A 24,601-nucleotide genomic window follows, 5' to 3' on the forward strand; every position below is an offset into this window, starting at 1 on the left:
GATCATCCGTGACCGAGGCCGTCATCGTCGCAACCGCCCGAACGCCGATCGGCCGCGCCGGCCGCGGCGCGCTCAACCGGCTCGACGGGCCCGAGCTCGGCGCGATCGTCATCCGCGAGGCGCTGCGCCGCGCGGGCGTCGACGGCGCGGAGGTCGAGGACGTGCTGCTTGGTGCCGCTCGCCTTGAAGGACCGCAGGGCGGCAACGTCGCTCGCATGGCCGCCCTTCGCGCCGGCCTTCCGGTCGGCGTGGCCGGTGTCTCGCTCGACCGTAAATGCGCGTCCGGCCTCAATACCATCGCCATCGCCGCGCAAGCGGTGCGCGGGGGTGCCGGTGACATCTATGTCGCCGGCGGGCTCGACAGCTGCTCGCTCGCGCTGCCGAACACGCGGCAGGACGGCCTGGTCAATCCCTGGCTTCAGGCGAATGTGACCGGCGTCTACGACAGCATGATCCAGACCGCTGAAACCGTCGCGCGCCGCTATGGCATCGGGCGCGACGCGGCGGACGTCTATGCCGCCGAGAGCCAGCGCCGCATCGCGGAGGCGCAGGAAGCCGGCCGGCTCGATCAGGAGATCGTACCGGTCACCACCGTCAAATTCGTGAAGGACAAGGCGGGCGCGATCATCGGCGAGGAGCCCGTGACGCTCTCGCGCGACGAAAGCAACCGCCCCGGCACCACGGTCGATGCGCTCGCCGCGCTCAACCCCGTGATGCCGGACGGCACCGTGACCGCCGGCAATGCCAGTCAGCTTTCCGACGGCGCGAGCGTGTGCGTGGTGATGAGCGATACCGAAGCGGCACGGCGCGGGCTCGCGCCGCTCGGGATGTTCCGCGGCTTCGCGGTGGCGGGCTGCGGACCGGACGAGATGGGCATCGGCCCGGTGCTGGCCGTGCCCAAGCTGCTCGATCGCGCGGGGTTGCGTGTGTCCGACATCGGTCTGTGGGAACTCAACGAAGCGTTCGCGGTCCAGGTCATCCATTGTCGCGACAGACTGGGGATCGATCCCGACCGGCTGAATGTGAATGGCGGCGCGATCGCGATCGGCCATCCATTCGGCATGTCGGGATCGCGCATGGTCGGCCATGCGCTGATCGAGGCGAAGCGGCGCGGCGAACGCTATGCCGTGGTCACGATGTGCGCGGCCGGCGGCATGGGCGCCGCAGGCCTGTTCGAGATCGCCTGACAAGTGTTTTGCGCATGGCATCAAGAAGGCGATGAGTTGGCCGGTATCGTCGATGCCGGCTGAAAGCGCGGCACGCCGATGCTACCCAGCGTGAAGGAACGCGATCATGCGTCGCCAGGAGAGGCAATGAGCCAGTCGCTGAATGGGCTGAAAGTGCTCGATCTGAGCCGGATCCTCGCGGGTCCGCTCGTCGGGCAGATACTCGGCGACCTCGGCGCCGATGTCGTCAAGGTCGAACGGCCGGGCGTGGGCGACGATGCGCGCGAGATGGGGCCGCCCTTCTTCACCGAGACGGACGGCAGCAAGGTCGCGGGGTTCTTCCTGTCGTGCAACCGCAACAAGCGCTCGCTCGCGGCCGATCTGTCCAATCCCTCCGATCTGGCGATGCTGCGCGATCTGGCGCGTGAGGCTGATGTCGTGATCGAGAATTTCAAGGTCGGCACGCTGGCGCGGTTCGGTCTCGACCACGCGACGCTCGCCGCCGACAATCCGGACCTCGTCTATTGCTCGATCACCGGCTTCGGCCAGACCGGCCCCTATGCCGCCAAGCCGGGCTATGACGGCGTGTTCCAGGCGATGTCGGGCCTGATGAGCGTGTCGGGCCATCCCGACGACCATCCCTGCGGCAGCCCGATGAAGGTCGGCGTATCGATGGTCGATATCCTGACCGCCTATAACGGCGTCATCGCCATCCTCGCCGCGTTGCGTCATCGCGATGCCGGTCATGGCGGTCAGTTCATCGATCTCTCGCTGCTCGACTGCGGCGTCGCCTCGCTGTCGCATTTCGCGCAAAACTATCTGATTACCGGCGAAGTACCCGAACGGCGCGGCAATGGCGGCTATGGCGGCATTCCCAGCCAGGCATTCGCCTGTTCGGACCGCATGATCTTCATCGTCGCCGGCAATAACGATCAGTACCGGCGGCTGTGCGACGCGATCGGCCATCCCGAGCTGGCATCAGATCCACGCTTCAGCACGGGCCCCAGGCGGATCGAGAATCGCAAGTTGCTGATTCCGTTACTGGATGCGGTCTTCAAGGATCGCAGCGCGGCGGAGTGGGTCGCGCTGATCGACGCGGCCGGTGTACCGGCCAGCGTGGTCAACGACGTCGCGCAGATGTTTGCCGATCCTCAGGTCCGCGAGCGCGGCCTCAGGACCGCGGCGGACGACGGATCGATGGACCTGGTGGCCAACCCACTCCGCCTTTCCGCGACGCCGGTCGAACGCTATCGCCGGCCGCCCCGATTGGGCGAGCATACGCGGGAAGTCATCGCGGACTGGCTGGGATCGGCACCGTTTCACCCGGAAGTCGGCGCGTGACCCGAACCATCTACGGCTCCTTTCGTGAGGTGGCGGCACGCCACGCGGAACGCGACGCGATCCGCGACGGCGATGTTCGGCTCACCTACGCGCAGGTCGATGCGCTGGTACGTCGAACCGCACGCGCGCTGCTGGCGCTTGGCTGCAAGCGTGGCGACCGCGTGGCGATCTGGGCCAACAACCGCTGGGAATGGCCGATCGCGGCGCTCGGCGCTCAGGCGATCGGCGCGGCCATCGTCCTGTGCGGCACTCGGCTCAAGGGCGGCGAGGTCGCGCGGAATCTCATCCGCGCCAATGCCCGCTTCCTGTTCGCTGATCCCGGCTTCGGCAGCTATGATTTCGTCGCCGCGATCGGCGAGCAGCCGCTGCCCGATCTGGCGGCGACGGTCGTGTTCGACGATCGGCGCGGCGAAAGCGTCATGGGCTTCGAGCTGTTTCTCGACCTGGCTGACACCGTCACCGAGGCGGAACTGGAAACCGCCATCGCTGCGGTTCAATCCGGCGACCTCAGCGACCTGATCTTCACGTCCGGCACGACCGGCGCGCCCAAGGCAGTGCCGATGGCACATGAGCAGAGCCTGATCGCGTGCGAAGTCCAGCAGCGCGACATCAGCCATTTCGTGCCCGGCGACGTGTTCCTCGTCATGTATCCCTTCGCGCACAATGCCGGGTATCGCGCGGGCTGGCAGGCAGGCTGGCTGCACGGTGTCACGATTCTGGTCACTCGGGATTTCGATGCGTTGCACCTGATCGGCCTGATCGAGCGGGAGCGGGTATCCTATCTTCCGGCCGTCCCCACGATCTTCCAGGCGATCATGGACCACCCGGCCTTCGCCACAGCGGATCATTCCTCGCTGCGAATTGTCAGCACCGGCGCGACGACGATCCCGATCCAGCTGATCGAGCGGATGCAGGCGGCCTTTCGCCACGCCACGGTCTACACCGGTTATGGCCTCACCGAGGCGGCGGGATCGGTGAGCAACACGCGTCCCGGCGACGACGCGCGGATCATCGTCAACTCGACCGGGCGGGTCCTGTCGAACCTGTCGGTCCGTATCCTCGACGCGGACGGAAACGAAGTCGCGCAGGGATGCGATGGCGAGATTGCGGTCAAGGGTCCGCAAGTCATGCGCGGCTATCTGGACGACCCTGCTGCCACCGCCGCAGCATTCACCGCCGACGGCTATTTCCGCACCGGCGATGTCGGCCGGTTCGATGCGGCGGGCAATCTGACCATCACCGATCGACTGAAGGACATGTTCATCGTCGGCGGCTTCAACGTGTATCCGGCCGAGGTCGAACAGATGATCGGCGGCATCGCCGGCGTGCGCGAGGTGGCCGTCATCGGTGTGCCGGACGACCGATTGGGCGAGGTCGGCTGCGCCTATATCGTCGCTTCGGGCGAACCGCCGATCGACGAACAAGCCGTGCACGCGATCTGCCGCGAGCGCCTGGCCAACTACAAGGTGCCGCGCGCCATCCGGATCTTGGAGGCATTACCCCGAAACGCGACCGGCAAGATCGACAAGCCGGCGCTCCGGAACGCAACCTAGCTCACCAGGAAACCGCCATCCACCGGCAGGCTGATGCCCGTCACATAGGACGAGGCGTCCGACGCAAGGAACAGGCAGGCCGTGGCGATCTCGAGCGGCTGTCCCACGCGCCCAAGCGGCATGCGCCCCGCCCCCGTCATCGGTCCGCCGATCTGCAGCCCGTCGTCCTTCATGCGCTCGGTCGCCGCCTTGGCGCCCTCGGTCGCCACCGCGCCCGGCAGCACGGCATTGATGCGGATACCCACTTCCGCCGTCTCGATCGCCATCGACCGCGTGAGGTTGGTCGTCGCCGCCTTCGATGCGCCATAGCCGCTGTTGTTGGTCACCGACGCGCGTTCACCGCTGGTCGAGGAGATGTTGACGATCGCGCCCCCGCGCCCGCCCGCCTTCATCGCCTTGATCGCTTCGCGCATCACGAGGAAGGTCCCGCGCGTGTTGACCGCCTGAATCTCGTCCCACTGCGCCGCGGTCATCGTCAGAAAGTCGCGTTTGGGAAAGATCGCCGCGACATGCACCAGCGCATCCAGTCGGCCGAACCGCTCGGCGGCTTGCGCGAAGGTGCGCTCGACCTCGTCCTCGTTCGAGATATCGACGCGATAGCCCGCCGCGTCCGGCAGCGCCCCGGCGACTTCCCGCGCGGTCGTCTCGTCGATGTCGCAGACCGCGATGCGCGCACCCGCTTGCGCGAACAGCTCGCACACTGCCCGGCCCACGCCGCGACCGCCGCCAGTCACCAGCGCGACCTTGCCGTGCATCCCGAACAGCGTTTCGATGCTCGCCATTGCGCTCACTCCCTGAATCGACAGACCAGCCCATCGCCCGGCGGCCGCACCGACGGAAGCAGGTCGCGCGGTTTATCGCAACGACGATGCCTTGCAGGCCGGCGATTGACCCTCACCGACCAACACACAAATGTGCGACCCGAGGAGAATGTCATGGCAGACGCCACCGCAGCCGTTCGCGCGCCCGTACCCGATCACGTTCCCGCCGCACTGGTGCTGGATTTCGACGGCTATCGTCCCGGCGTACCGGAGAACGGCACCTATCACGAGCCTTACGCCAGGTTGTACGAGGAAAGCGTGCCCGCGATCTTCTGGTCACCCTATAACCGGGGCCATTGGATCATTACCCGCCGCGACTATCTTGCGGAAGCATTCGGCGATCCCAGCCGGTTCACCTCGACCGAGGGCGCTGCGGTCGACCCGATCGAGCCGCCCGATCGTCCGCGCCTCGCGCCGATCGAGACCGACCCGCCGCGCCAACAGCTGTTTCGCAAGCTGTTCTCGCCCGCCTTCGTGGCGACCGCGCTCAAGGCACGCGAGGCCGAGGCGCGCCAGCTTGCGATCGACTTGGTCGAGGGCTTCAAGCCAAAGGGACGCTGCGAGTTCGTCACTGAGTTCGCTCAACACCTCCCGATCCGCATCTTCATGAACATGGTCGACCTGCCGGAGGAGGATCGCCTCGTCCTGCTGCCGCTCGCCGCCGCACAGGTCCAGGTGGACGCGCCCAAGCACGAGACGATGGCCAAGCTGTTCGAATATGCCGGGCGACGCGTGGCCGAACGCGCGAAGGCGCCTGGGGACGACCTGATCAGCAAGATCGCGACCGCCCAGATCGAGGGGCGCCCGATCGAGATGCATGAGGCCGTCGGCGTCACCGCGCTGCTGCTGATCGGTGGTCTCGATACGGTCGCGTCGATGATGAGCCACATCATGCTGTTCCTGGCGACCAACCCGGATCATCGGCATGCGATCGTCGCCGATCCCGGGATCGTGCCCGGCGCCACCGAAGAGTTCCTGCGCCGCTTCGCGCTGACCAATCCTGGCCGCACTGTCGTGGCGGATATGGATTTCCACGGCATTCGGATGCGCGCGGGCGACAAGGTCATGCTCGCGACACCCTTTGGCGCGCTTGATCCACGCGATTATGCCGATCCGCTCAAGGTGGATTTCACGCGCAAGTCGAACACCAAGACCACGTTCGGCGCCGGCCCGCATGTCTGCCCGGGCTCGATGCTGGCGCGGGTCGAGATCAAGGTGCTGCTGGAAGAGTGGCTGCCGCGAATTCCCGACTTCTCGCTCGACCCCGACGACGCGCCGCGCACCCGGACCGGCGTGAACGGCAGCGTCGAGCATCTGCCGCTGGTGTGGAAGGCGTGACGGCGACCGCCATGCCCACTTCCTCGACCAGTCTGGACCTTGCCGGCCGCGCGCTGCTCATTACCGGAGCCTCTTCGGGCTTGGGCGCGCATCTCTCGCGCGCGGCGGCAACACGCGGCGCTGCCGTCGCGCTGGCCGCGCGGCGTACCGACCGGATGCGCGACCTGGTCGATGCCATCGCGGATCAGGGCGGCAAGGCCGTCGCGGTCGCGATGGATGTCGCCGATGAAGCCTCGATCACGGCCGGCTTCGATGCGGCCGAGGCGGCGATCGGCCCGATCACCTCGGTGCTCGCCAATGCCGGTCTGAACATCCCGGGACCCGCGCTCGATCTGACGGCGGCGGATTATGATTCGATCATGTCGGTCAACCTGCGCGGGGTGTTCCTGACCGCGCGCGAGGGCGCCCGGCGCATGATCACCAACGGATCGAAGGACAAGGGCGACGGCCGCATCGTGCTGGTCGGATCGGTCGGATCGCACCGCGTCCTGCCCGGATTGATGGCCTATTCGACGTCGAAGGCCGGTGTCCTGATGATGGGCAAGAGCCTGGCGCGCGAATGGGCCAATCGCGGCATCAACGTCAATGTCGTTATGCCGGGCTGGATCAAGACCGAACTCAACAGCGAATGGCTCGAGAGCCCGGCCGGCCAGCGGTTGATCGACAGCTTCCCGCGCAAGCGCGTGATGGCGCCGGAGGATCTGGAAGCGGTGACTTTCTATCTTCTGTCGGATGCCTGTCGCGCGATCACCGGCGGCGGCTTCGAGCTGGACGACGGCCAGTCGATCTGACGTCGTCCGGAACGCGGCTCAGCGCGCCGCTTCCCAATAGGGCTCGCGCGACACGAACCCACCCAGATCGCTCAGCCGCGTCACATTCGCATCTACCCCGCCGAGTGCGATCGTGATCGCGGTGAGGTTCAGGAAGCAATGGCCGATGACATGCTCGTCGGTCACGCCGATGCCGCCATGCAGTTGAACCGCTTGCTGGGCGATGAAGCGCGTCGTCCTGGCGACCGTCGCCGCCACCGCGACCATCACGCGTTCGCGTTCCAGCTGATCGGCCTCGTCCAGCATGCAGGCTGCCAGGATTGTCGCGGAGCGCAGCTGCTCCAGCTCCACATACATCTCGGCGGCGCGGTGCTGGAGCGATTGATTGGCGCCGAGCGGCTGGCCGAACTGAACGCGAGTGTTGAGATAGTCGATTGTCGTGTCGAGGGCATGGCTGGCCAGGCCCAGCGCCATGGCCGCCAGATAAGTGATGCGCCTTGCCTCGGCAGCGGCAACCGCCTTGCGCGCGGCTTCGCCGGTCAGGATCCGCGTCGCTGCGACTGCGTCGAAGTGCAAGTTGGCCGCGCGGCCGCCGCCATGGACCGGATAGCCTTCGCGGCGAAGACCCTCCGCATCGGCGGGCACGATGAAGATGCCGTCTCCGGCCGCCACGATCAGCGTGTCCGCGCTGTCCCCGCCGCGCACGTTGCGCACCGCCCCGCTCAGCCGGTCGCCGGTCGCGGTCACGCCCTCCGTCACGAGCGCATGGCTGCGCGATCCATCGATCAGCGACGCCAGCGCGCGCGCCGCGGTGTCGCCGTCGCCCGCAGCGAGGATCGGCGCGGCAAGCACCCCATTTTCCAGATAGGGCGCCGCGATCAGCCCGCGCCCCAGCGCCTCGCCGACGATCATCAACTCGGTGCCGCCGCCCGCCAGGCCGCCAAGCGCCTCGTCCAGCAGCATCGCCGGCAGGCCGAGTTCGACGATCTCGCGCCACATGTCCGGCGACCAGCCGCGCGGCATCCGCGCGGCCGCTCGATGCGCCTCGACACCCCCCGTATCCGCCACGAGCCGGTCGAGCATGTCCTTCAGCATCCGCTGGTCGTCGGTCAGTTCAAGGTTCACGCGATCACAGCCCCAGGATGTTCTTGGCGACGATGGTCTTCTGCACCTCACTCGCCCCGCCATAGATCGAGGCCGCCCGCAGGATCGCGTAATTGGGCAGCGCGGTGCCCAGCGGGTCCGCGATCGCCTCGGGCCCGGCGGCCTCCGCGCGCAAGGTGTCGATGCCGCAGGCCGCGACGAGCAGCTCAGAGGCCGCCTGTCGCAGCTCGACGCCCTTCAGCTTGAGCACAGACGACCGAGGGTCGGCGCCGTCGCTGTGACGCTGCGCATCCAGAACGCGAAGCTGGGTCACCTCCAGCATCTTGAGCTCGGCCTCGATCGCGGCGGCCTTGACTCCCAATGACGGATCGTCGGAGGTCATCGCCTTGACCCGGCGCAGGATGTGCTTGGTCATGCCAATGCGAGCGATATTCGTGCGCTCGCTCGAAAGGAGCGACTTGGTGACGCTCCAGCCGTCATTCTCCGCGCCGACCAGGCAGTCCGCCGGCACGCGGACATTATCGAGGAACACCTCGTTGACCTCGTGCCGCCCGTCGATCGTGATGATCGGACGAGCGGTCACCCCGGGCAGCGTCATGTCGATCAGCAGGAACGACAGCCCCGTCTGTTTCTTCGGGGCCTGCGGATCAGTCCTCACCAGCGTGAACATCCAGTCGGCATGATGCGCCATGCCTTGCCAGATCTTCTGCCCATCGACGATGAAGTGATCGCCATCGGCGTCATGGCCACGAACGGCGCTGGTGCGCACGGCGGCCAGGTCGGACCCGGCGCCCGGCTCGGAAAAGCCCTGGCACCACCAGATGTCGAGATTGGCCGTCGCCGGGAGGAAGCGTTCCTTCTGCGCCTGCGTACCGTAGCGGATCAGCACGGGGCCGAGCATGGCGACGTTGAACGACACCGGCTCGGGCGCGGGCGCCTGGTGCAGTTCGTCGAGGAAGACCGCGCGCTGCACCGGCGACCAGCCCGGCCCGCCCCATTCGCTCGGCCATGCCGGCGTTGCCCAGCCGCGCGCGTTCAGCGCCTGCTGCCAGGCGACGACCTGACCCTTGGTCGGGATGCGCCCCTCGATCATGACGCGGTGCGTCTCGGGCGCCAGATTGGCGCGGATGTAGTCGCGAACTTCCTGGCGGAAGGCGACCTCTTCCGGTGACGGTCGAAGGTCCACCGGTCAGTTGCCGGTGAAGACGGGCTTGCGCTTCTCGGCGAAGGCCGCGATGCCCTCCTTATAGTCGGCCGAAGCGTAGCAGATCTGGAACAGTTCCTCGCAACGATCGGTATCACGCTTTGCCTCGTCCTGGGCATAGGTCCAGAGCGTGTATTTAATGTCTTCGGCGGTCAGCGGCGCGCCGACCGAGATCTCGGTGACGGTCTTCTCGGTCCACTGGTCGAATTCATCGTCGGGCAGCACGCGCCCGACCAGCCCCTTGATATAGGCCTCCTGCGCGGTGAACCGCAGCCCGCCCAGCAGCATGTCCTTGGCCGCGCCATAGCCGATGATGTCGACCATCCGCCGCAGCGAGGAATAACGATAGCCGATGCCGATATTCATCGCCGGCTGGCCGAACGAGGACTTGGCCGAGCAGTAGCGCAGGTCGCAGACGAGCGCGACCGAGACACCGCCGCCGATGCAATAGCCGTCGATCGCGGCGACGGTCACCTTCTTGGAGGTATAGATCGCCTGCAGCGCGTCCTCGCCGGTGCGGGCATAATGTTCCTGCGCATCCGCCGCGCCGCGTTCCTCGGCATATTTCGAGACGTCGGCCCCCGCCACGAACGCCTTGCCGCCCGCGCCGGAGAAGACGACGACCCGCACCTCGTCATCGGCCTCGAACGCCTTCATGGCCTTGCCCATGCCCTCCCACATGCCGAGGGAAATCGCGTTCATCTTGGCCGGATTATTGAAGATGATGCGGCCGATCGCGCCGTCCTTGCGCGTTAGAATCTGGTCTTCCACTCATGCCCCCTGAAACATATTGATCGCCGTGCCGAGGGCCTTCAGCTGGCCTGCGCCATCGCCGGGACCATCGCCGGCGGGGGTGGGACGTGCCGCGAATGCCGCTCGACCGAGCCGCGCCGGTCAGGATGGACGTGCGACGCGATCGCATCGCGCAACGCGTTCATGAAGAACGCCGCGCCGCGCAGGTCCCCCTCGCCCACCACCAGCGCGATCGCCAGTTCGTCATGGGCGCCGTCACGCGGCAACAGCGTCGCGACGATGCCGCCCTGACCCTGCGAGACGCCGGGCGAGATGGCGAAACCGTGCTTGCGCATTTGATCGACCTCGACGAACAGATCCTCGACCCGCACGCGGCGGTCCTCGGCGACTTCGCTGTTGATGTGATGCACGCGCTTGCGGATGACGAACCGGTCGTTGACCGACAGCAGCAGCCTGCCCACGGTGGTCGTGGTGATCGCACCCGGCTGCTCGTCCTCGGACAGTTCGGTGCCGCCATGGACGTACTCCAGATGCTCCACGTTCAGGCCGACACAGCCAGCGAGCACGACCGAGCAATCGAGATCGCTGGCCAGCTCGTCCATCATCGCCAGCACGCCGCCGCGGCGGAACAGCGCGGGACTCGTCCAGGCGCCCAGCACCGCCACCTTTGCGGTCGGACGATAGGTCCGGCGATAGCGGTCGCGGTGGAGAAACCCCAGCTCGACCAAGCAGCTCAGCAGCTCCGACGTGCTCGACTGCGGATAGCCATATTCGCGGGCGATCTCCATCACGGTCGCCTCGCGACGTGACGAATCGAAGAACTCGAACACCTGCAACACGCGCTTCGCTGATTTGATCGTCTTGACGTCCAATGGCCGCGTCATCCGAGCTCTCCTAGCTTGCCGTCGGTTTCCACCGATCCGATGTGGAGACTGCACTTGTTATATCAACATTGTCAACTACGCATAATGTCATAACAGGTGGCCGATTGATCGCATTGGCGATGGCAGGGCTTCCTTGATGGCGGCCCCCGGCATCGAGTGCTCAAGACGTCGAACGACAGGAGAGAAGATATGGGCGATTTCGTCAGCATCGCGCGTCGCGAGCGAGTAGCCATCCTCACGTTCGACCGGCCGGAAAAGCTCAATGCGATCGGCGAGCATGCGGATTGCGACGACCTCGTCACCGCGCTCGAGTCGCTCAATGCCGATCCGTCGGTCAGCGCGGCCATCCTCACCGGCGCCGGCCGCGCCTTCAGCGCTGGCGGCAATCTTCAGGGAATGAAGGATCGCAACGGCATCGGCCCGCTCGACAGCCCGGCCGCGACTCGCGCCAACTACCGGCGCGGCATTCAGCGAATCCCGCGCGCATTTGCCGCGCTGGAAGTGCCGATCATCGCCGCGGTCAATGGCCATGCGATCGGCGTGGGCTGCGACATCGCCTGCCTGTGCGACATGCGAATCGCGGCAGACGGCGCGAAGTTCGCCGCCAGCTTCATCAAGATGGGGTTGGTGCCGGGTGACGGCGGCGCCTGGATCCTACCGCGAGTCGTCGGCTTCGCGAAAGCGGCGGAGATGCTCTTCACGGGCGATACGCTGACGGTAGCCGAAGCGCTGGACTGCGGCCTGGTATCCCGCGTTGCCTCAGCCGATACGCTAATGGACGAGGCGATGGCGCTGGCGCAGCGCATCGCGGCCAATCCGCCGAAGACGCTGCGCATGGCCAAGCGCTTGCTGGTCGACGCCCAGAACATGCGTCTCGATGAAGTGCTCGAACTGTCGGCGGCGATGCAGTCGCTTGCGCACGAAACCGCCGATCATGCCGAAGCGGTCGATGCGTTTCTCGAAAAGCGGTCGCCGGTTTTCACCGGCAACTGATCGACGAGCCGGATTAACGGAAATCGATCGCGTAGCGGTAGCGGTCGGGATGATACCGCGCCAGCGCCACCTCTACCGGCGTGTTCGAGGCATCATAATAGACGCGCCGGACACGCAGGATCGGCGTGTCGGGTGCGATGCCGAGGTGGTCGCCCGCTTCCTCACCCGCATGGTCGGCTTCGACGATCTGCTCGGCGCGCACGATGCGGATGCTCAATGCCCGTTCGACCAAGCGTATGACCGGCACCATCGCGCCCAATTGTGAAACATCCACTCTTGATCCGATTTCCTCGGGAAACCACATGTCGAAAAACGCGACCGGGCCTTCCTCGTCAAGCGATCCCAGGATCTTCAGGTTCGTCGCGCGCTCCCCGGCGGAAAGGTCGAACAACTTTCGCACGGCGGCCGGCGGAAAGCGTTCGGACTGGCTGAGCAACATCGTACGCAAGAACGACGCGGCGTTGAGGAACTCGGCCAGCGACCCCGTCAGCTGGCTGTTCATGCCGTGCGTGGATTCGGCCACGAACGACCCCACCCCGCGCTTGCGGAAGATAACCCCCTCGCGCGTCAGTTCCTCCAGCGCACGCCGCACCGTGATGCGGCTGACGCCATATTCCTCGCAGATCCGGTCTTCGCTCGGCAGGGGACTGCCCGGCTCCAGTTCGCCGTCGATGCGCCGCCGCAGTTCCTGCTCCAGTTGATGGTACAGCGGGATCGGGCCGGCGGTCAGCTTCGCGGCCTTGCTCATCGTCGCTGCCCTGGAAACCGCATGCACTTGTCCCGATCCCTTATGTCCAGAGGTAGAGAAGGCCGGCGCCATTCGTCAACTCGCTCGCCACCAACGCGTTCCGGTCCCCGACGCATCTAGCGGGCCGAAGCAACCGGCTTTCCGTCCCAGTCCTGACCCGCCGTGACTCGCGCCTCGAGCAGGCGGGCCGGTTTCCAGCGATCGCCGAAGCGGGCATGATTCGCACGAACGACTTCCAGGATGCGCCCCAGCCCCAGCTGGCTGGCCCAGAACATCGGCCCGCCGCGATGCTTGGGGAAGCCATAGCCGTAGATATAGGTCACATCGATGTCGCTGCTGCGCTGCGCGATCCCTTCCTCAAGGATCTTCGCGCCTTCGTTGACCATCGCCGACAGGATCTGCTCGACGATCTCCTCGTCCGTGAAGCTGCGCCGTGGCGTGCCCTTCTTCTGGGCAATCGTGGCGAGTATTTGCTCGACTTCGGGATCCGGCGTCGCGTCGCGGCCTTCATAGCGATAATAGCCCGCACCGGTTTTCTGACCGAACCGCCCCGCCTCGCACAGCTGATCGGCGAGCGGTGGATATTCCGCACTGCTCGTATCGAGTGCGCCGGCTTCGATCCGGCCCTGGCGCATGCGCCAGCCGACATCGAGCCCGGACATGTCGCGCATCAAATACAGCCCCATCGGAAAGCCGAAGCCCTTCAGCGCCTTGTCCACCTGCCACGGCGTCGCGCCCTCTTCCAGGATCAGGTCAGCTTCCTGACCATAGATCTTCAGGATACGGTTGCCGATAAAGCCTTCGCAATTGCCGGCCAGCACCGGCACCTTGCCGATGCGTTTCGCAAACGCCATGACGGTCGCGATCGTCTCGTCCGACGACTTTGCGCCGCGCACATTCTCGCACAGCCGCATGACGTTGGCCGGCGAAAAGAAGTGCGTGCCGATCACGTCCTGAGGCCGCTTCGTCGCCGCCGCGATTTCATCGATATCGAGCGCCGAGGTGTTGGTCGCCAGCACCGCGCCAGGCTTGCACACCGCATCGAGCTTGCCGAAGATTTCCTGCTTGATCGCCATATTCTCGAACACAGCCTCGATCACGATGTCGCAATCGGAGAACGCAGCATAATCGAGGCTGGTCGACAGCAGCGCGAGCGCGGCATCGATCTGTGCCTGCGTTCGCGATCCGCGCTTGACCGAGGTGGCGTAGTTGCCCCGCACCTTGTCGAGGCCAGCGTCGAGACCCTCTTGCGTCGCGTCGAGCAGCACGCAGTTCAGTCCTGAATTGATCACCGACATGGCGATGCCGCCGCCCATCGTGCCGGCCCCGATCACGCCGACCTTACGAATGTCGCGCGGGCGTACCGCCGGATCGAGGCCGATGACCTTGGCCGCTTCACGCTCGGCGAAGAACAGATGGACTTGCGCCGCACGGCTGGGGGCATTCAGGCACAGCTCGAACGCTTCGCGCTCGAACTCTAGGCCAGCGCGAGGCGCCATCGTGGAGGCAGCTTCCACACAATCGACGATCTTGAACGGCGCCACCGTGCCGGCCCATTTCCTGGCATTGGCGGCGCGCGTCTGCTCGAACAGCGCGCGATCGGTCCCGGCGACCTTGTCCTCACGCTCGATCGCCTTGGGGAATGGGCCGCCCTCTGCCGCCTTCGCCTTGGCAAATGCGATGGCGTCCATGCGCAAATCGCCCTGAGTCACGGCATCGACGATGCCCAGGTCCAGAGCCTGGGTTGCGGATATGTGCCGGCCCGACAGGATGAGGTCGAGCGCTACGTCCGGCCCCACCATGCGCGTCATCCGCTGTGTACCGCCGCCGCCCGGGAGGAGTCCGAGCGTCACTTCCGGCAGGCCCACCTTGGCGCGCACGGCGGCGATCCGGAACGGAGCAGCAAGCGCGAGTTCCAGCCCACCGCCCAGCGCGTGACCGTCAAGCGCGCACACCACCGGCTTCACGCTCGTTTCCATCAGCCCCTGGATCCGCTGAAGCGTCGGGCCGACCCGCGGCTTGCCGAACTCGCGAATGTCCGCCCCCGCGACAAACCGGTCGTTGGCGCCGATCACGACGATCGCCTTGACCGAAGCATCCTCGCCGGCCTGCTCCAGCCGCCGTACCATCCCCTCGCGCATCGGCGCGCCGAGCGCATTGACCGGCGGAAAGTCGATCGTGAGGACCGCGACCTCGTCGACCACTTGATAGCGAACAGCGGTTTCGGGATCCTGGGACATGCTACCTCGGCTGTGCGAACTCGATCAGATTGAACGGCGATAGCGTGCCCGTTGCCGCTCGTAATCAGCCGGACGCTCGTCATCGTCTCCTCGATATCCAAACCCCCGCAAGCGGCCGTGCCGCGCTGTGCCGCCGACGCACCAACGACAGCGCGCCGAACGGCTCAAGATCCGGAGCGCGCCTGCCCCAGCACATATTGCTCCAACGTGCGGTGGAAGTTGGCGATCGCCACCTCCTGCAAAGGATTCGGTCGCGCATAAGCGAAGCCGCGCGACTTCAGTCCCTTCTGCACTTCCTTCATGTTGGCCACGTCCTGGTCGACGATCAGGCCGAACGACTTGCCGGTCAGGTCGGTATGCTTTTCATGCTCGACATTGGGCTCCTTGCCGGGCGCATAGCGCTTGAGCGACCAGATGTTGAAGATGCACTTGTCGGGATTGTCGCCGTCAGGCCGCGCGCGATACCACACGGCGCCGTCGAAATAGGGCAAGGTCTGGCAATTGGGGAAAATGTGCCAGCCGGTGCCGGCCTTGGCCAGCGCTTCGTAGGTCAGTCCCTCGGGATAGCCACAGCCGTCCGCGATCGCCGCCTGGCGACCGAATTCGATCGCGGCGCCGAACGCCGTCATCGGGTCGGCGTCGGCGGGGATATGCTCCATGATCTGCTTGGCCGCTTCATAGTCGCGGTCGGTGAAGATCGCCCCGAACGTCTCCTCCATCTGGCGGAAGAAGTCGACGACGCCGGGACGGACATCTTTCGGGCGCTGCTTCTTGAGGCGGGGCGAGGGCTCGCCGATGAAATATTCCGCGCCCCAATAGCCGAAATGGGCATGCTTGCCGTGCGCGAAGCTCGAGGTGCGATCCTCGCCCTGCGTGTCGAGCAGCTGCGCATGGGTCGCGGCGACGTGATACGCCTCCATGAACGCCTCGAGTGCGACCTTCCAGTTGCAGTCGATGCTGAGCTCAAGCGACCAGCGGAAACGCATATTCCCCAACTCGAACGGGTCGAGATATTCCGGGATCACGCCGAGGAACGTCTCGAGGCTCTCGCAATCGGGGTCCATGTTGATGAACACGAACCCGCCCCATGTCCCCGTCCTCACCTCGACGAGATTGAGGTTCTCGCTGTCGAGCGTGCCGACCCAATCCTCGCGATCCTGCACCGCGACATTCTTGCCGTCGAGCCCGAAGGTCCAGTTGTGATAGCCGCAGCGGAAGTTCACCGCATGGCCACACCCTTCCATGATCCGGCGGCCGCGATGGGGGCAGACGTTGAAGAACGCCTTGATCCCGCCGTCGCGCGCACGCGTCACGATGATGGTGTCGTCCGCGATGTCATAGACGATATAGTCGCCGGTATTGGGGATCTGCTCTTCGCGACAGGCGACCTGCCAGACCTTGGGCCAGAGATGCTCTTTTTCCCGGCGGGCGAACTCGGCCGAGGTGTAGTTTTCAGCTGCAACCTTGATGATGTCGCGCGGACGATTATCCACTGCAGTCGCCATGTCTCTCTCCTTCGCGGCGCAGGAAAGACACAGCCCACACGCGCTCGTTGTTATGACAGCATATCAAGTGTCGGCTCACCCTTTCAAGCGTCCTCAGGCGGCTCCAGGATTTTTCCGAGTTCGTCCGACCCGAGGGCGTGATGCGCTGCCAGATAGCCGAAGGTGAACGACGCACCGATGCTCGCGCCCGCGCCCGGATAGCAGCGACCGAACAGCGACGCGGTCGAATTGCCGACTGCGTACAGTCCCGGGATCTCGCTGCCATCCTCGCGGCGGACGCGGGCGAATTCGTCGGTCACGACGCCGCCCGCAGTCCCGACATCACCGGGATAGATCGCGCAGGCATAGAACGGCCCTTGCTCGATCGCGCCCATGTTGGGGTTGGGCGTGACGGTTGGATCGCCATGCGCGCGATCGAACGCACGGCTGCCGCGGCCATAATCCTCGTCCACTCCGGTCCGGCAGAAACCATTATAGCGCGACACCTCCTGCTGCAGGCCTGCGGCATCGATCCCGCACTGCGCCGCAAGCGCCTCCAGCGAGTCCGCCTTCTTCATATAGCCGCTGTCGAGCCAGCTTTGCGGCGTCTTGCCCGGCGGCATTGCCCCCCATGGATAGCGTTCGCGATGCCTCGCGTCGAAGATCATCCATGCCGGGATCGCGCGCCCGGTTTGCTGCTGCCGGTCATAGATACGCTCGCCGATTTCCATGTAAGCGCCCGATTCATCGGCGATCCGCCTTCCATCCTGATCGACCATCATCGAGAATGGCAGGCTGAGATCGAGGTGGTGCATGAAGGGGTAAAGCGTCCCGTCCTTCCACGTCGCGCCTTCGGGCCAGCTGCCGTCGGTGTTGCGCGAGGTGACGATCCACCACGCCGTATCGAGGCAGTCGGTCGCGGCGCCCAGATCGATCATCGCCTGCACCGTCTCGCCCGTGTCGCCGGGATTGGCGTTGGTCCAGTCCGCGCCGACCGGTCCCCGCGTGCTCACCGCCTGGCGCATTGCCGCGTTTCGCGAAAAGCCACCGGCATTGACGATCACCCCCGACCGCGCGCGCACCTCCTGCTCGCGCCCGTCCCGCTCGACGACCACGCCGACCACGCGCCCCTCCTCCACCAGAAAGCGGCGGAACGGCGTCTCGCGGTGGACTTCCACGCCTTCGTGCAGCGCGATCTGCAGCATCCGCCCCTGAATCGCGCCGCCATTCGCCACCGTGCGCCGACGGAGCAGCTTGTCGCGCGCCATCCGCATACCCAGCTTCGCGGCCTTCAATTTGCCCGCCATCGTCCGCTTCATCAGGAACAGCGTCGGGAATTCGTCCGCACCCAGCGGCAGCATCGAGCCCGGCTCGTACAGCGCCATATGCTGTTCCCACTCGCCGAGTTCGTGCAGGTCGAACGGCTCGGGCATCACTGAGCGGCCCTCCGGCAAGCCGCCGGGGTTGGTGTCGTAATAGTCCGGCCAGTCATCGGCGGGGCGGCGCACCTTCAGGCCAAGCCCGACCAGGTAGCGCAGCATCCTCGGCGCGGCGGCCAGATACGCATCACGGCGCGCCGCGGTAACCGCCGGCCCCTGATAGGTCACCGTGCTGTCGAAATAACGCCGCGCCTTGCCGAAGCTGTCATCGATGCCCGCAGCCTTCAACAGGTGATTGTCGGGGATCCACCAGACGCCGCCGGAGAAACTGGTCGAGCCGCCGATCTTCTCGCGCTTTTCGAGGATCGCGACGCGCTTGCCCATGCGACGGGCCACCGCCGCAGCGGCCATCGACCCGCCGCCTGAGCCGACCACGAGCAGATCATATTCCGGGGCGAGCGAAGGATTGGCAGACACCACGATTCTCCTGTTGACCTACACTGGCCGAAGCGGCTGCCGCCCGGGCCATCACCCACAGTTGCGCTTCAGCCCGGCCGCTTCGGCGCGGCGCCGGCCAGCGTCTCGCCGGCCGTCAGGACGGTCCGGCAGAAGGAATTGACCGTCAGATGCTCTTTCAGCTCGATCACCCGGCCATCGGGCAGCTCGACCGTGCCGGTCATCGTTGACAGCAGATAGCAATACATGCGCGTGCCGTGCGCGGTCGGCCAATGGCTGTAGGCCCGGCCATGCGCGGCGATATCGACCGCGACCTTGCAGCCGCTATTGTCCATGTCCAGCCGCCACTTCACCGGCAGGTTCATGCCGGTGCGGGGATCTTCCCACTTCTCGGTCACCTTGAACGCGATCGACTGGTCCGGGCCTCCATGGGTGCCGAAATTGACCTGTTCCTGCTCGCCATATTTGACGAAACCGATCTGCATTGCGTCGTTGATCTGGAAGAAATTGACCTTGACGTCGCCCTCGATCGAATAAAGCCACCACATCCAGTTCGGCGCGGGCAGGTTCTTCACTGGATCGTTCGACTGACCCGTGATGATGTGTTCGCGCACGCCATACCCCCTGGTCAGTTCGAGCGTCATTTCCGGCGTCGTGATCGTCCCGTTGACGTCGACGAACACGTCATAGCCCGCGCGATCGCCCTTCGCGGCGTCCGCGAACGGTCCCCAGTTCCAGAGCGGCGTGCCCTTCTGCTCATAGCTGAGGTCGAACTGCGCCCCGCCCGCGCTTCCCTGCAAGGCCCAGCGCGGCGGCGCGGCGACGAACTGCAGACCGTTGAAGTCCCAAGTCACCGAATCGTCGCCGGCAGTCACCTTGAGCTTGTCGAGGCTCATCCGCTCGCTCGGCGTCCAGCCAACGCGCAGGAAATTATTGTCGCTCATCGTGCCGCGCTGCGACTTGGGCACCACGATCAGTTGGATCTCGCGCTCAGCGGTGATGCCCTCGCCCCAGATGCCCTGGCCGTTAGCCGCCAGCACATAGCCGGCCGCCCAGAGCAGCACGTCATTCTCACCCGACTCGCCGACGACGCCAAGCGCCGTCTCCTCCCAGAAATCGGTTTCGGTAGAAGGCTTGGCCAGCGCTTCGAAATGAGTCCCCTCGTCCTCCAGCGCGATCGCCTGATGGGAATGGACGATCGATTTGTACTTGTCGCTGAACTCGCCGCTCATGCTGCCTCCTGGTCTGGTACGATAGCGCGTTCACCGCCGCTTCCATCACATGGCTGATCTGTGACAGGCCTTCGGCCGAGTATAGCGGCCACCCCCCAATATCGCTTATGCAATGGGCGTGGCGCGCCGGTTGCAAATCAGCCATCGCCGCCGAACGGTCACGCGAGTTGCATGTTCGGCTGGGCGGGCTTTCAAGCGCGAGTCGGCTGCTGTTGTGCCCAACGGCGCAGCACGCGATGACGTCCAGACAAGGCCCGAGCCGGCTGTTGAATAATCTCAGGAGCACCGATGCCCCAGCCCAAGCGATCTAGCTGACGACTCGAAGGCAAAGTAGCAATCGTTACCGGCGCCGGTGCCGAAGGCGACGATGTCGGCATCGGCCGGGCGATCGCGGGGCTGTTTGCGGCGGAGGGCGCGAGCGTCGCGTGTCTCGATCTGGACGAGTCACGCTCGCGGGCGACTGCCCAATCGATCGCGGCGAACGGTGGCCGGGCGCTCGCGCTTGGCGGCGACGTGACTGCCGAGGCGGATTGCGAACATGCCGTCGAACAAACGCACAGCGCGTTCGGCGCGCTCGACATCCTCGTCAATAATGCGGGGATGGCGGGGCCGCTGAACCTTGAAGACGTGACATTGGCGGCGTGGCGCCGGCAGATCGACGCGAATCTCACATCGGCGATGCTGATGATGCGCGCCGCGGTGCCGCGGATGGCGGCGGCGGGCGGCGGCAACGTCGTCAACATCTCCTCCCTTTCCGGAATGCGCACGATGGGGGCGCTGGCCTATGGCCCGGCCAAGGCGGCACTGCGTCAGCTTGGGCGCGAAGTCGGCGTCCTGCACGGGCGCCAGGGCATTCGGGTGAACACGCTTGCGCCCGGGCACATGATGACGCCGATGGCCATGCGTCATCTACCCGCCGAGATGCGCGAGGCCCGGCGCAAGGTCGGCCCGCTCGGCCTGGAGGGCGATGCCTGGGACGTCGCGCAGGCCGCGCTGTTCCTGGGGAGTGATGAGGCACGCTTCGTGAACGGCGTGCAGCTCGCCGTGGATGGCGGTGTTGAGGGAATCGCGCCACTGACCGGCGTCGCCTTTCGTGAGCGGCCATGAACTGACGCCGCGAAAAGCTGCGACTTTATCGGGTAACTAAGGCACGTTAGCCATTTTTATAGGAAGCTGGCTAGCCGAGCCTGCTGGCTGCCGCATTTCATCCGAGATTGGCAACGAAGTGAGGCCCCTGGCGAGCCTGAGGTCAGAGTTTTGGCCACAGGAATTACGGTTCGCGCGACCAGTTCCTCAAGACCTTCCGTAATCCAGCGCGTATAGGGCCGCTCGATCATGGCAACCGAGGTGTCGTGCAAAGCGGCGACCAGACGGATCGGTATCCGGCACGCAGACCTCGGACGATCGAACTGTGCCGCAACGCATACGGAATGGTCGAAGCCGGCAGCTCGGCCGCGGCGACAACTTCTCGCCAGGGGCGGGTCATCTCGGCCGCATTGTTCCACGCGCCGCGGGTATCCTTGTCCAAGACGATGCCCGCCTGCCGGCACTGCTGCTGCTTCATCTGCCGGTAACGCCACCGCTCGAGCAGGCGCGCGCTGAGGGGTCGGCCCTCGATTGCCGGCGCCAGCGCGGCGATGACGTTGGTGCCAACCGCCACGCGGATATACTCCACCTGCCGCCGGCCGCGTTGAACGACTGCGGCACCATCAGCCGCCCCTGCGCTGCCTGCACGTCTCCCACGCACATGCGCTGAACCTGTGCGAACCGAGCGCCGGTCGATGCCAGAACGAGAACCAGCCGCCAGAAGTCCTCATCAATCTGGCGAACGGCAGCGATGGCGTTGCGAACCTGATCGTCGGCGAGAATCTGGTTTTCACGGGCACGCGCGATCGTGACCTCCCGCGCTTCCATGGTGAGGCCAAACCGGATGGTGGTCGGAAATCGCGCGGCAGTACCTTGCGGTGCATGGCATAGGCAGCGTTCAATGCAGCCTTGAAGTCGCTGGCGAGGCGCGGGCATGTGGCTGGGCGGATCGCACGCGGACCGCGTTGCCAGGCGATGAGGTCGGCTTCGGAAAGGTCCTTGAGCGCGATCCCCGCGAGGCGCTTATTCTGGAGGACATAGCTGGTGAGGCGGTAGTGCGCGTCCGACTGCAAGGCGCGCCCAGCCTGGCTTGAGCGGCGCACATCGCGGCGCGCGATATAGGATGCCAGCGCGCTGGCGACCGTGATATCAGGATCACATGTGTCACCTTTTGCTCTAGCAGCGCCCTCCAGGCGGGCGCCTTGTCGAGCGCCTGCGTCCAGTCGAGAACGTCCTCGCTATTGGCTGTCGCGATATCGTCGGTTTCGCCGAGCACTGACGTTTCGTAGCCAGGCTTCTCGCGAGCGTGCAGCCGGGCCACCCAAGAGGCTTTGGTGGCGCCGCGGAAATAGCCGACATGGAAGCCCTCGCTGATGAGGCGCCAATAGGGCTTTTTCTGGACCTTGAGCTTGGTGCGGAAGCTGCGTTTTGATGCGGATCTCGACAAGACGGCGTGGCATAGGCGGCTCGGCGCGGGTCCAAATCTATTAATATACCCGCTCATATTGCACGGGATGCGGATGGACATCATACCCATAAGCTATTGATTTTTCACCGATACAAGGGTGTCCAGGAGCGTTTTTCACGAGCCCTCTCACGGCGAAAACGAGCGCGGCCTAACATGGATGCTAGCGACGCTCACTGCGGTCGGGGCAGCGCCAAACGCCACCGGTGATCGATAGAGGCCTGACGTGGCCTCAAATGATATAGCGACTGCGAAACCTGCAGTTAATTGCCCGTATGATTGTCCGTTCTCGTACCGCCTGTAAGGGTGCGTAGGCAACTCTGGGCACCGGAAAATTTAGTGGTTCGAGATCGCTATTGGGAGAGGCCAACCCTTACGCTCGAGGAGTTCGCCGACTTTGCGTGTATGTCTGTCCGCCATCTCACCAGGTTGCGTGCCCGACCGGACCCATCATTCCCTACCGAAATGCGTCCAGCCGGATCGCCGGTGTTCAGAAAAGTTGAAGTTGAAGATTGGCTTGATGGTCGGGCTGTACACCGCAAGACTGTATGGATTCATCCGGAATGGAAAGCTCCACCTCGACCCTCGAAGTGACCGCCAGGCTGACAAGAAAACTCTCCCATTTGGCAAAACCCTCTCGCTTCTCATCGAAGAGATCATAGCCGTCGTAAATTTCCTCCAGTCCTTTTTTCTTATGATTGAGCATCGCTTCGGCCGTTTCCAGATCAATCTTCAACCGCTTAGTGTTTGAGCGCATCGTTCTGCGCAGGTCATGCAGAGTGAAATGTTCAACCGCTCGTCCGCCCAGCTCGCCCATTCGAACTCTTATCCGCGAGAGAATCTTGTACCAGCCCCAGATCATTGGGCCATCGACGCGTTCGGACGGGATGAGCCACTCTGAATTGGTTCTGCTGAGCGAGCACGCCCAAGGTGAAAGCGGGATTCGGTGGACCTGCCAGTTTTTCGTTCGCTCGGAAGGAATAGACCAAACGTCGGCCACGAACTCGGACGCCGGCGCAGCCAATACCTCCTCTTTGCGACACCCGGTAAGCAGGAGAAGCAGGAGCGCTCTCTGATACACTCGTTCCTCAACCGCCAACGCTTGGAGAAACCAAGATAGCTCCTCATGGCTGAGAAAGCGCGCCCGGGGCCGCGACGGGAAGTAATAGGCATCCAGTGTCGCTGCCGGGCTGGCCTTTAGGCGGACGCCGGCCTCCCTCCCTGCCCGGCTTGCACACCACTTCATGAAAACCTTGAGTTCGGCCGCGAGGCGGTTCGCGCGGATCGGTGCCTTGCGGCCCTTAGCCAGCACAATCGACCACAGATCGTCTTCTGTAATCTCCTGCAATATCCGATGGCCGATCGCAGCCTTCAGGTCGCTAGCCCAAATCTTCTCTTTGTCAGCAATTGTGCGCGGTTTCAGCTTGCGGCGGGTTCCCGCGTTGATTTCATCCATATAGAGCGCATGAGCATCAGATACCGGAATTGATGCAGCTAGGTGTTCGCGCTTCGTGGCAATCGGATCAATGCCTTTTTCTATGCTTAAGTTGAGCTTATTTGCCCAGTCGCGTGCGTCGGCGATGGTGTGCGCCGGAAAAGGTCCGAGCGTCGCTTTATGGGAGGTTTTGCCACCGGCGATGCGACGTCGATACTTCCATATGCGCAGCAACCGCCCGCGTCCGGTCTGGATCTCAATGTAAAGACCCGGCGTGCGCGGATCACTCAAACTCCCGATACGCAAATTATCGATATTCGTCGGTGTAAGGTTGACTCTCTGTGCCATTTGAAACCCGGCATCGCTTGCGGCTTCAGGCTATTCACGGGCACACCGCGGGCACAACGAGAGTCCTCCCCTGTCCCCAATTGTCTCGTCCAGTCCGACGAATGTGTCCGTATTTGTGCCCGTGATCGCAAAATGGTGCCGCAGAGGCGGCAAAACTCTAGGTTTTTCAAGTGCTTCCGTTGCGACTGACCTTCGCATTTGTAAACTCGATGTCGCGGGTTCGATTCCTGCAACCGGCACCATTCCTACCCTCCCGTCGATCCTCAACAAGAAGATGGGCGGCAGTCCGCGACCGTTAAGCTGGGTCACTGCCGAGGTACGACCGGAGCAGAATGCACCGCGCGCCATTGCATCCGCCTGGCAACGGCAAATGCGTACCGCCGCTGCCTCCAATTTGTTGGGCTGTGATAAGCGCCGACCGCCTTCCAATAATCGCCAGTTACGGCGAGGCCCGACAGGAATATCCAGCGCGCGGTCCTGACGTTGAAGCACGCGTCATGCTTGAGCCACCAGCGAATGCTACTGGGCGACCTCCCCGTCGCGGCGGCGAGCTTGGGGATCCACCAGCTGTTGATCTGCAGCGGCCCCAAATCGTGACTGCCGTCGCGATTCGCGATCTCGGCACCGACCCAGCCGGCTTCCTGGTCCCGCAACCCCCACAGGGTCTTTTCCAACCAGGCCCGTTTGTCGGACGCCTCCCGGATACACTGGGCGATCAATCGCTCCTGACCCTCGCGGCTGCTGGACCGGGTGCTCGCCTCGGCTGATCCAGCTGCGAGCAACGCCAACGCAGTCGCGATG

The 24,601-nt window shown here is 64.8% G+C and carries 20 protein-coding genes; 7 read left to right on the forward strand and 13 right to left on the reverse strand.

The features are described from left to right. Positions 1-8: 8 nt before the first annotated feature. The 3 genes from M9978_RS12590 to M9978_RS12600 all read left to right on the forward strand — a co-directional run bounded on the left by M9978_RS12590 (position 9) and on the right by M9978_RS12600 (position 4,060). The gene (locus M9978_RS12590; protein ID WP_254293701.1) at positions 9-1,187 is read left to right on the forward strand and encodes an acetyl-CoA C-acyltransferase; all 1,179 of its coding nucleotides are present in this window, start codon (positions 9-11) and stop codon (positions 1,185-1,187) included. A 126-nt stretch (positions 1,188-1,313) separates the two neighbouring features. Next, complete coding sequence (locus M9978_RS12595; RefSeq protein WP_254293704.1) at positions 1,314-2,507, forward strand: CaiB/BaiF CoA transferase family protein; 1,194 nt, start codon at positions 1,314-1,316, stop codon at positions 2,505-2,507. Continuing rightward, positions 2,504-4,060, forward strand: coding sequence for an AMP-binding protein (locus M9978_RS12600; RefSeq protein WP_254293706.1), 1,557 nt, complete (start codon positions 2,504-2,506; stop codon positions 4,058-4,060). Before M9978_RS12595 ends, M9978_RS12600 begins: the two co-directional genes overlap by 4 nt. Here the strand turns inward: M9978_RS12600 and M9978_RS12605 are convergent. Beyond that, on the reverse strand, positions 4,057-4,842 hold the full coding sequence (locus M9978_RS12605) for an SDR family NAD(P)-dependent oxidoreductase (protein ID WP_254293708.1): 786 nt from the start codon (positions 4,840-4,842) through the stop codon (positions 4,057-4,059). The genes M9978_RS12600 and M9978_RS12605 overlap by 4 nt on opposite strands. 153 nt (positions 4,843-4,995) lie before the next feature. Between M9978_RS12605 and M9978_RS12610 the strand changes: the two genes are divergently transcribed. Both M9978_RS12610 and M9978_RS12615 read left to right on the forward strand, forming a co-directional pair. Beyond that, positions 4,996-6,219, forward strand: a complete 1,224-nt coding sequence (locus M9978_RS12610; protein ID WP_254293710.1) for a cytochrome P450 — start codon at positions 4,996-4,998, stop codon at positions 6,217-6,219. Between the two features lie 11 nt (positions 6,220-6,230). Next, a complete protein-coding gene (locus M9978_RS12615; RefSeq protein WP_254293712.1) occupies positions 6,231-7,010 on the forward strand; it encodes an SDR family NAD(P)-dependent oxidoreductase in 780 nt (259 codons plus the stop codon). A gap of 18 nt (positions 7,011-7,028) precedes the next feature. Here the strand turns inward: M9978_RS12615 and M9978_RS12620 are convergent, their stop codons facing one another. From M9978_RS12620 to M9978_RS12635, 4 genes are read right to left on the reverse strand one after another with little or no spacing between them, the layout of a single operon-like run. After that, positions 7,029-8,114, reverse strand: coding sequence for an acyl-CoA dehydrogenase family protein (locus M9978_RS12620; RefSeq protein WP_254293714.1), 1,086 nt, complete (start codon positions 8,112-8,114; stop codon positions 7,029-7,031). Positions 8,115-8,118: 4 nt separating this feature from the next. Beyond that, entirely contained in the window at positions 8,119-9,279 is a 1,161-nt protein-coding gene (locus tag M9978_RS23355; protein ID WP_254293716.1) for an acyl-CoA dehydrogenase family protein, read from the reverse strand. Between the two features lie 3 nt (positions 9,280-9,282). Further along, on the reverse strand, positions 9,283-10,068 hold the full coding sequence (locus M9978_RS12630) for an enoyl-CoA hydratase (RefSeq protein WP_254293719.1): 786 nt from the start codon (positions 10,066-10,068) through the stop codon (positions 9,283-9,285). 41 nt (positions 10,069-10,109) lie between these two features. Beyond that, complete coding sequence (locus M9978_RS12635) at positions 10,110-10,934, reverse strand: helix-turn-helix domain-containing protein (protein ID WP_254293721.1); 825 nt, start codon at positions 10,932-10,934, stop codon at positions 10,110-10,112. A gap of 189 nt (positions 10,935-11,123) precedes the next feature. Here M9978_RS12635 and M9978_RS12640 point away from each other — a divergent pair, with 189 nt between their 5' ends. Then, positions 11,124-11,927 carry a crotonase/enoyl-CoA hydratase family protein gene (locus M9978_RS12640; protein ID WP_254293723.1) on the forward strand — a complete coding sequence of 268 codons (804 nt, stop codon included), beginning with the start codon at positions 11,124-11,126 and terminating at the stop codon, positions 11,925-11,927. A gap of 13 nt (positions 11,928-11,940) precedes the next feature. On the opposite strand, the gene M9978_RS12645 is transcribed toward M9978_RS12640, so the two are convergent. From M9978_RS12645 to M9978_RS12665, 5 genes are all read right to left on the reverse strand, one after another. Continuing rightward, positions 11,941-12,675: a GntR family transcriptional regulator gene (locus M9978_RS12645; protein ID WP_254293726.1), complete on the reverse strand. Its 735-nt coding sequence runs from the start codon at positions 12,673-12,675 to the stop codon at positions 11,941-11,943. A gap of 116 nt (positions 12,676-12,791) precedes the next feature. Next, positions 12,792-14,915, reverse strand: a complete 2,124-nt coding sequence (locus tag M9978_RS12650) for a 3-hydroxyacyl-CoA dehydrogenase NAD-binding domain-containing protein (protein ID WP_254293729.1) — start codon at positions 14,913-14,915, stop codon at positions 12,792-12,794. A gap of 164 nt (positions 14,916-15,079) precedes the next feature. Beyond that, complete coding sequence (locus M9978_RS12655; RefSeq protein ID WP_254293731.1) at positions 15,080-16,420, reverse strand: aromatic ring-hydroxylating oxygenase subunit alpha; 1,341 nt, start codon at positions 16,418-16,420, stop codon at positions 15,080-15,082. 83 nt (positions 16,421-16,503) lie between these two features. Beyond that, positions 16,504-18,255 carry an FAD-binding protein gene (locus M9978_RS12660; RefSeq protein WP_254293734.1) on the reverse strand — a complete coding sequence of 584 codons (1,752 nt, stop codon included), beginning with the start codon at positions 18,253-18,255 and terminating at the stop codon, positions 16,504-16,506. A gap of 68 nt (positions 18,256-18,323) precedes the next feature. Continuing rightward, positions 18,324-19,466, reverse strand: coding sequence for a hypothetical protein (locus M9978_RS12665; RefSeq protein ID WP_254293736.1), 1,143 nt, complete (start codon positions 19,464-19,466; stop codon positions 18,324-18,326). A 336-nt stretch (positions 19,467-19,802) separates the two neighbouring features. Between M9978_RS12665 and M9978_RS12670 the strand changes: the two genes are divergently transcribed. Further along, positions 19,803-20,573 (forward strand): SDR family NAD(P)-dependent oxidoreductase, encoded by a 771-nt coding sequence (locus M9978_RS12670; protein WP_367305093.1) that lies wholly within the window; start codon positions 19,803-19,805, stop codon positions 20,571-20,573. 226 nt (positions 20,574-20,799) lie between these two features. Here M9978_RS12670 and M9978_RS12675 read toward each other — a convergent pair whose 3' ends face one another. The 3 genes from M9978_RS12675 to M9978_RS12685 form a co-directional block, all read right to left on the reverse strand. Further along, a complete protein-coding gene (locus tag M9978_RS12675) occupies positions 20,800-21,126 on the reverse strand; it encodes a hypothetical protein (RefSeq protein WP_254293738.1) in 327 nt (108 codons plus the stop codon). Positions 21,127-22,507: 1,381 nt separating this feature from the next. After that, positions 22,508-23,800 carry a tyrosine-type recombinase/integrase gene (locus tag M9978_RS12680; protein ID WP_254293742.1) on the reverse strand — a complete coding sequence of 431 codons (1,293 nt, stop codon included), beginning with the start codon at positions 23,798-23,800 and terminating at the stop codon, positions 22,508-22,510. Between the two features lie 305 nt (positions 23,801-24,105). Beyond that, positions 24,106-24,588 (reverse strand): lytic transglycosylase domain-containing protein, encoded by a 483-nt coding sequence (locus M9978_RS12685; RefSeq protein WP_367305083.1) that lies wholly within the window; start codon positions 24,586-24,588, stop codon positions 24,106-24,108. Between the last annotated feature and the right edge of the window lie 13 nt (positions 24,589-24,601).

Origin of the sequence: Sphingomonas tagetis (assembly GCF_024211275.1) — a bacterium.
GTDB lineage: Bacteria > Pseudomonadota > Alphaproteobacteria > Sphingomonadales > Sphingomonadaceae > Sphingomonas > Sphingomonas tagetis.

Bases quoted from the DNA above. Each gene is read 5' to 3' on its own strand.
- M9978_RS12615 (WP_254293712.1), top strand. From the start codon at position 6,231: ATGCCCACTTCCTCGACCAGTCTGGACCTTGCCGGCCGCGCGCTGCTC.
- M9978_RS12655 (WP_254293731.1), bottom strand. From the start codon at position 16,420: ATGGCGACTGCAGTGGATAATCGTCCGCGCGACATCATCAAGGTTGCA.
- M9978_RS12635 (WP_254293721.1), bottom strand. From the start codon at position 10,934: ATGACGCGGCCATTGGACGTCAAGACGATCAAATCAGCGAAGCGCGTG.
- M9978_RS12640 (WP_254293723.1), top strand. From the start codon at position 11,124: ATGGGCGATTTCGTCAGCATCGCGCGTCGCGAGCGAGTAGCCATCCTC.
- M9978_RS12650 (WP_254293729.1), bottom strand. From the start codon at position 14,915: ATGTCCCAGGATCCCGAAACCGCTGTTCGCTATCAAGTGGTCGACGAG.
- M9978_RS12610 (WP_254293710.1), top strand. From the start codon at position 4,996: ATGGCAGACGCCACCGCAGCCGTTCGCGCGCCCGTACCCGATCACGTT.
- M9978_RS12680 (WP_254293742.1), bottom strand. From the start codon at position 23,800: ATGGCACAGAGAGTCAACCTTACACCGACGAATATCGATAATTTGCGT.
- M9978_RS12665 (WP_254293736.1), bottom strand. From the start codon at position 19,466: ATGAGCGGCGAGTTCAGCGACAAGTACAAATCGATCGTCCATTCCCAT.
- M9978_RS12595 (WP_254293704.1), top strand. From the start codon at position 1,314: ATGAGCCAGTCGCTGAATGGGCTGAAAGTGCTCGATCTGAGCCGGATC.
- M9978_RS12605 (WP_254293708.1), bottom strand. From the start codon at position 4,842: ATGGCGAGCATCGAAACGCTGTTCGGGATGCACGGCAAGGTCGCGCTG.
- M9978_RS12645 (WP_254293726.1), bottom strand. From the start codon at position 12,675: ATGAGCAAGGCCGCGAAGCTGACCGCCGGCCCGATCCCGCTGTACCAT.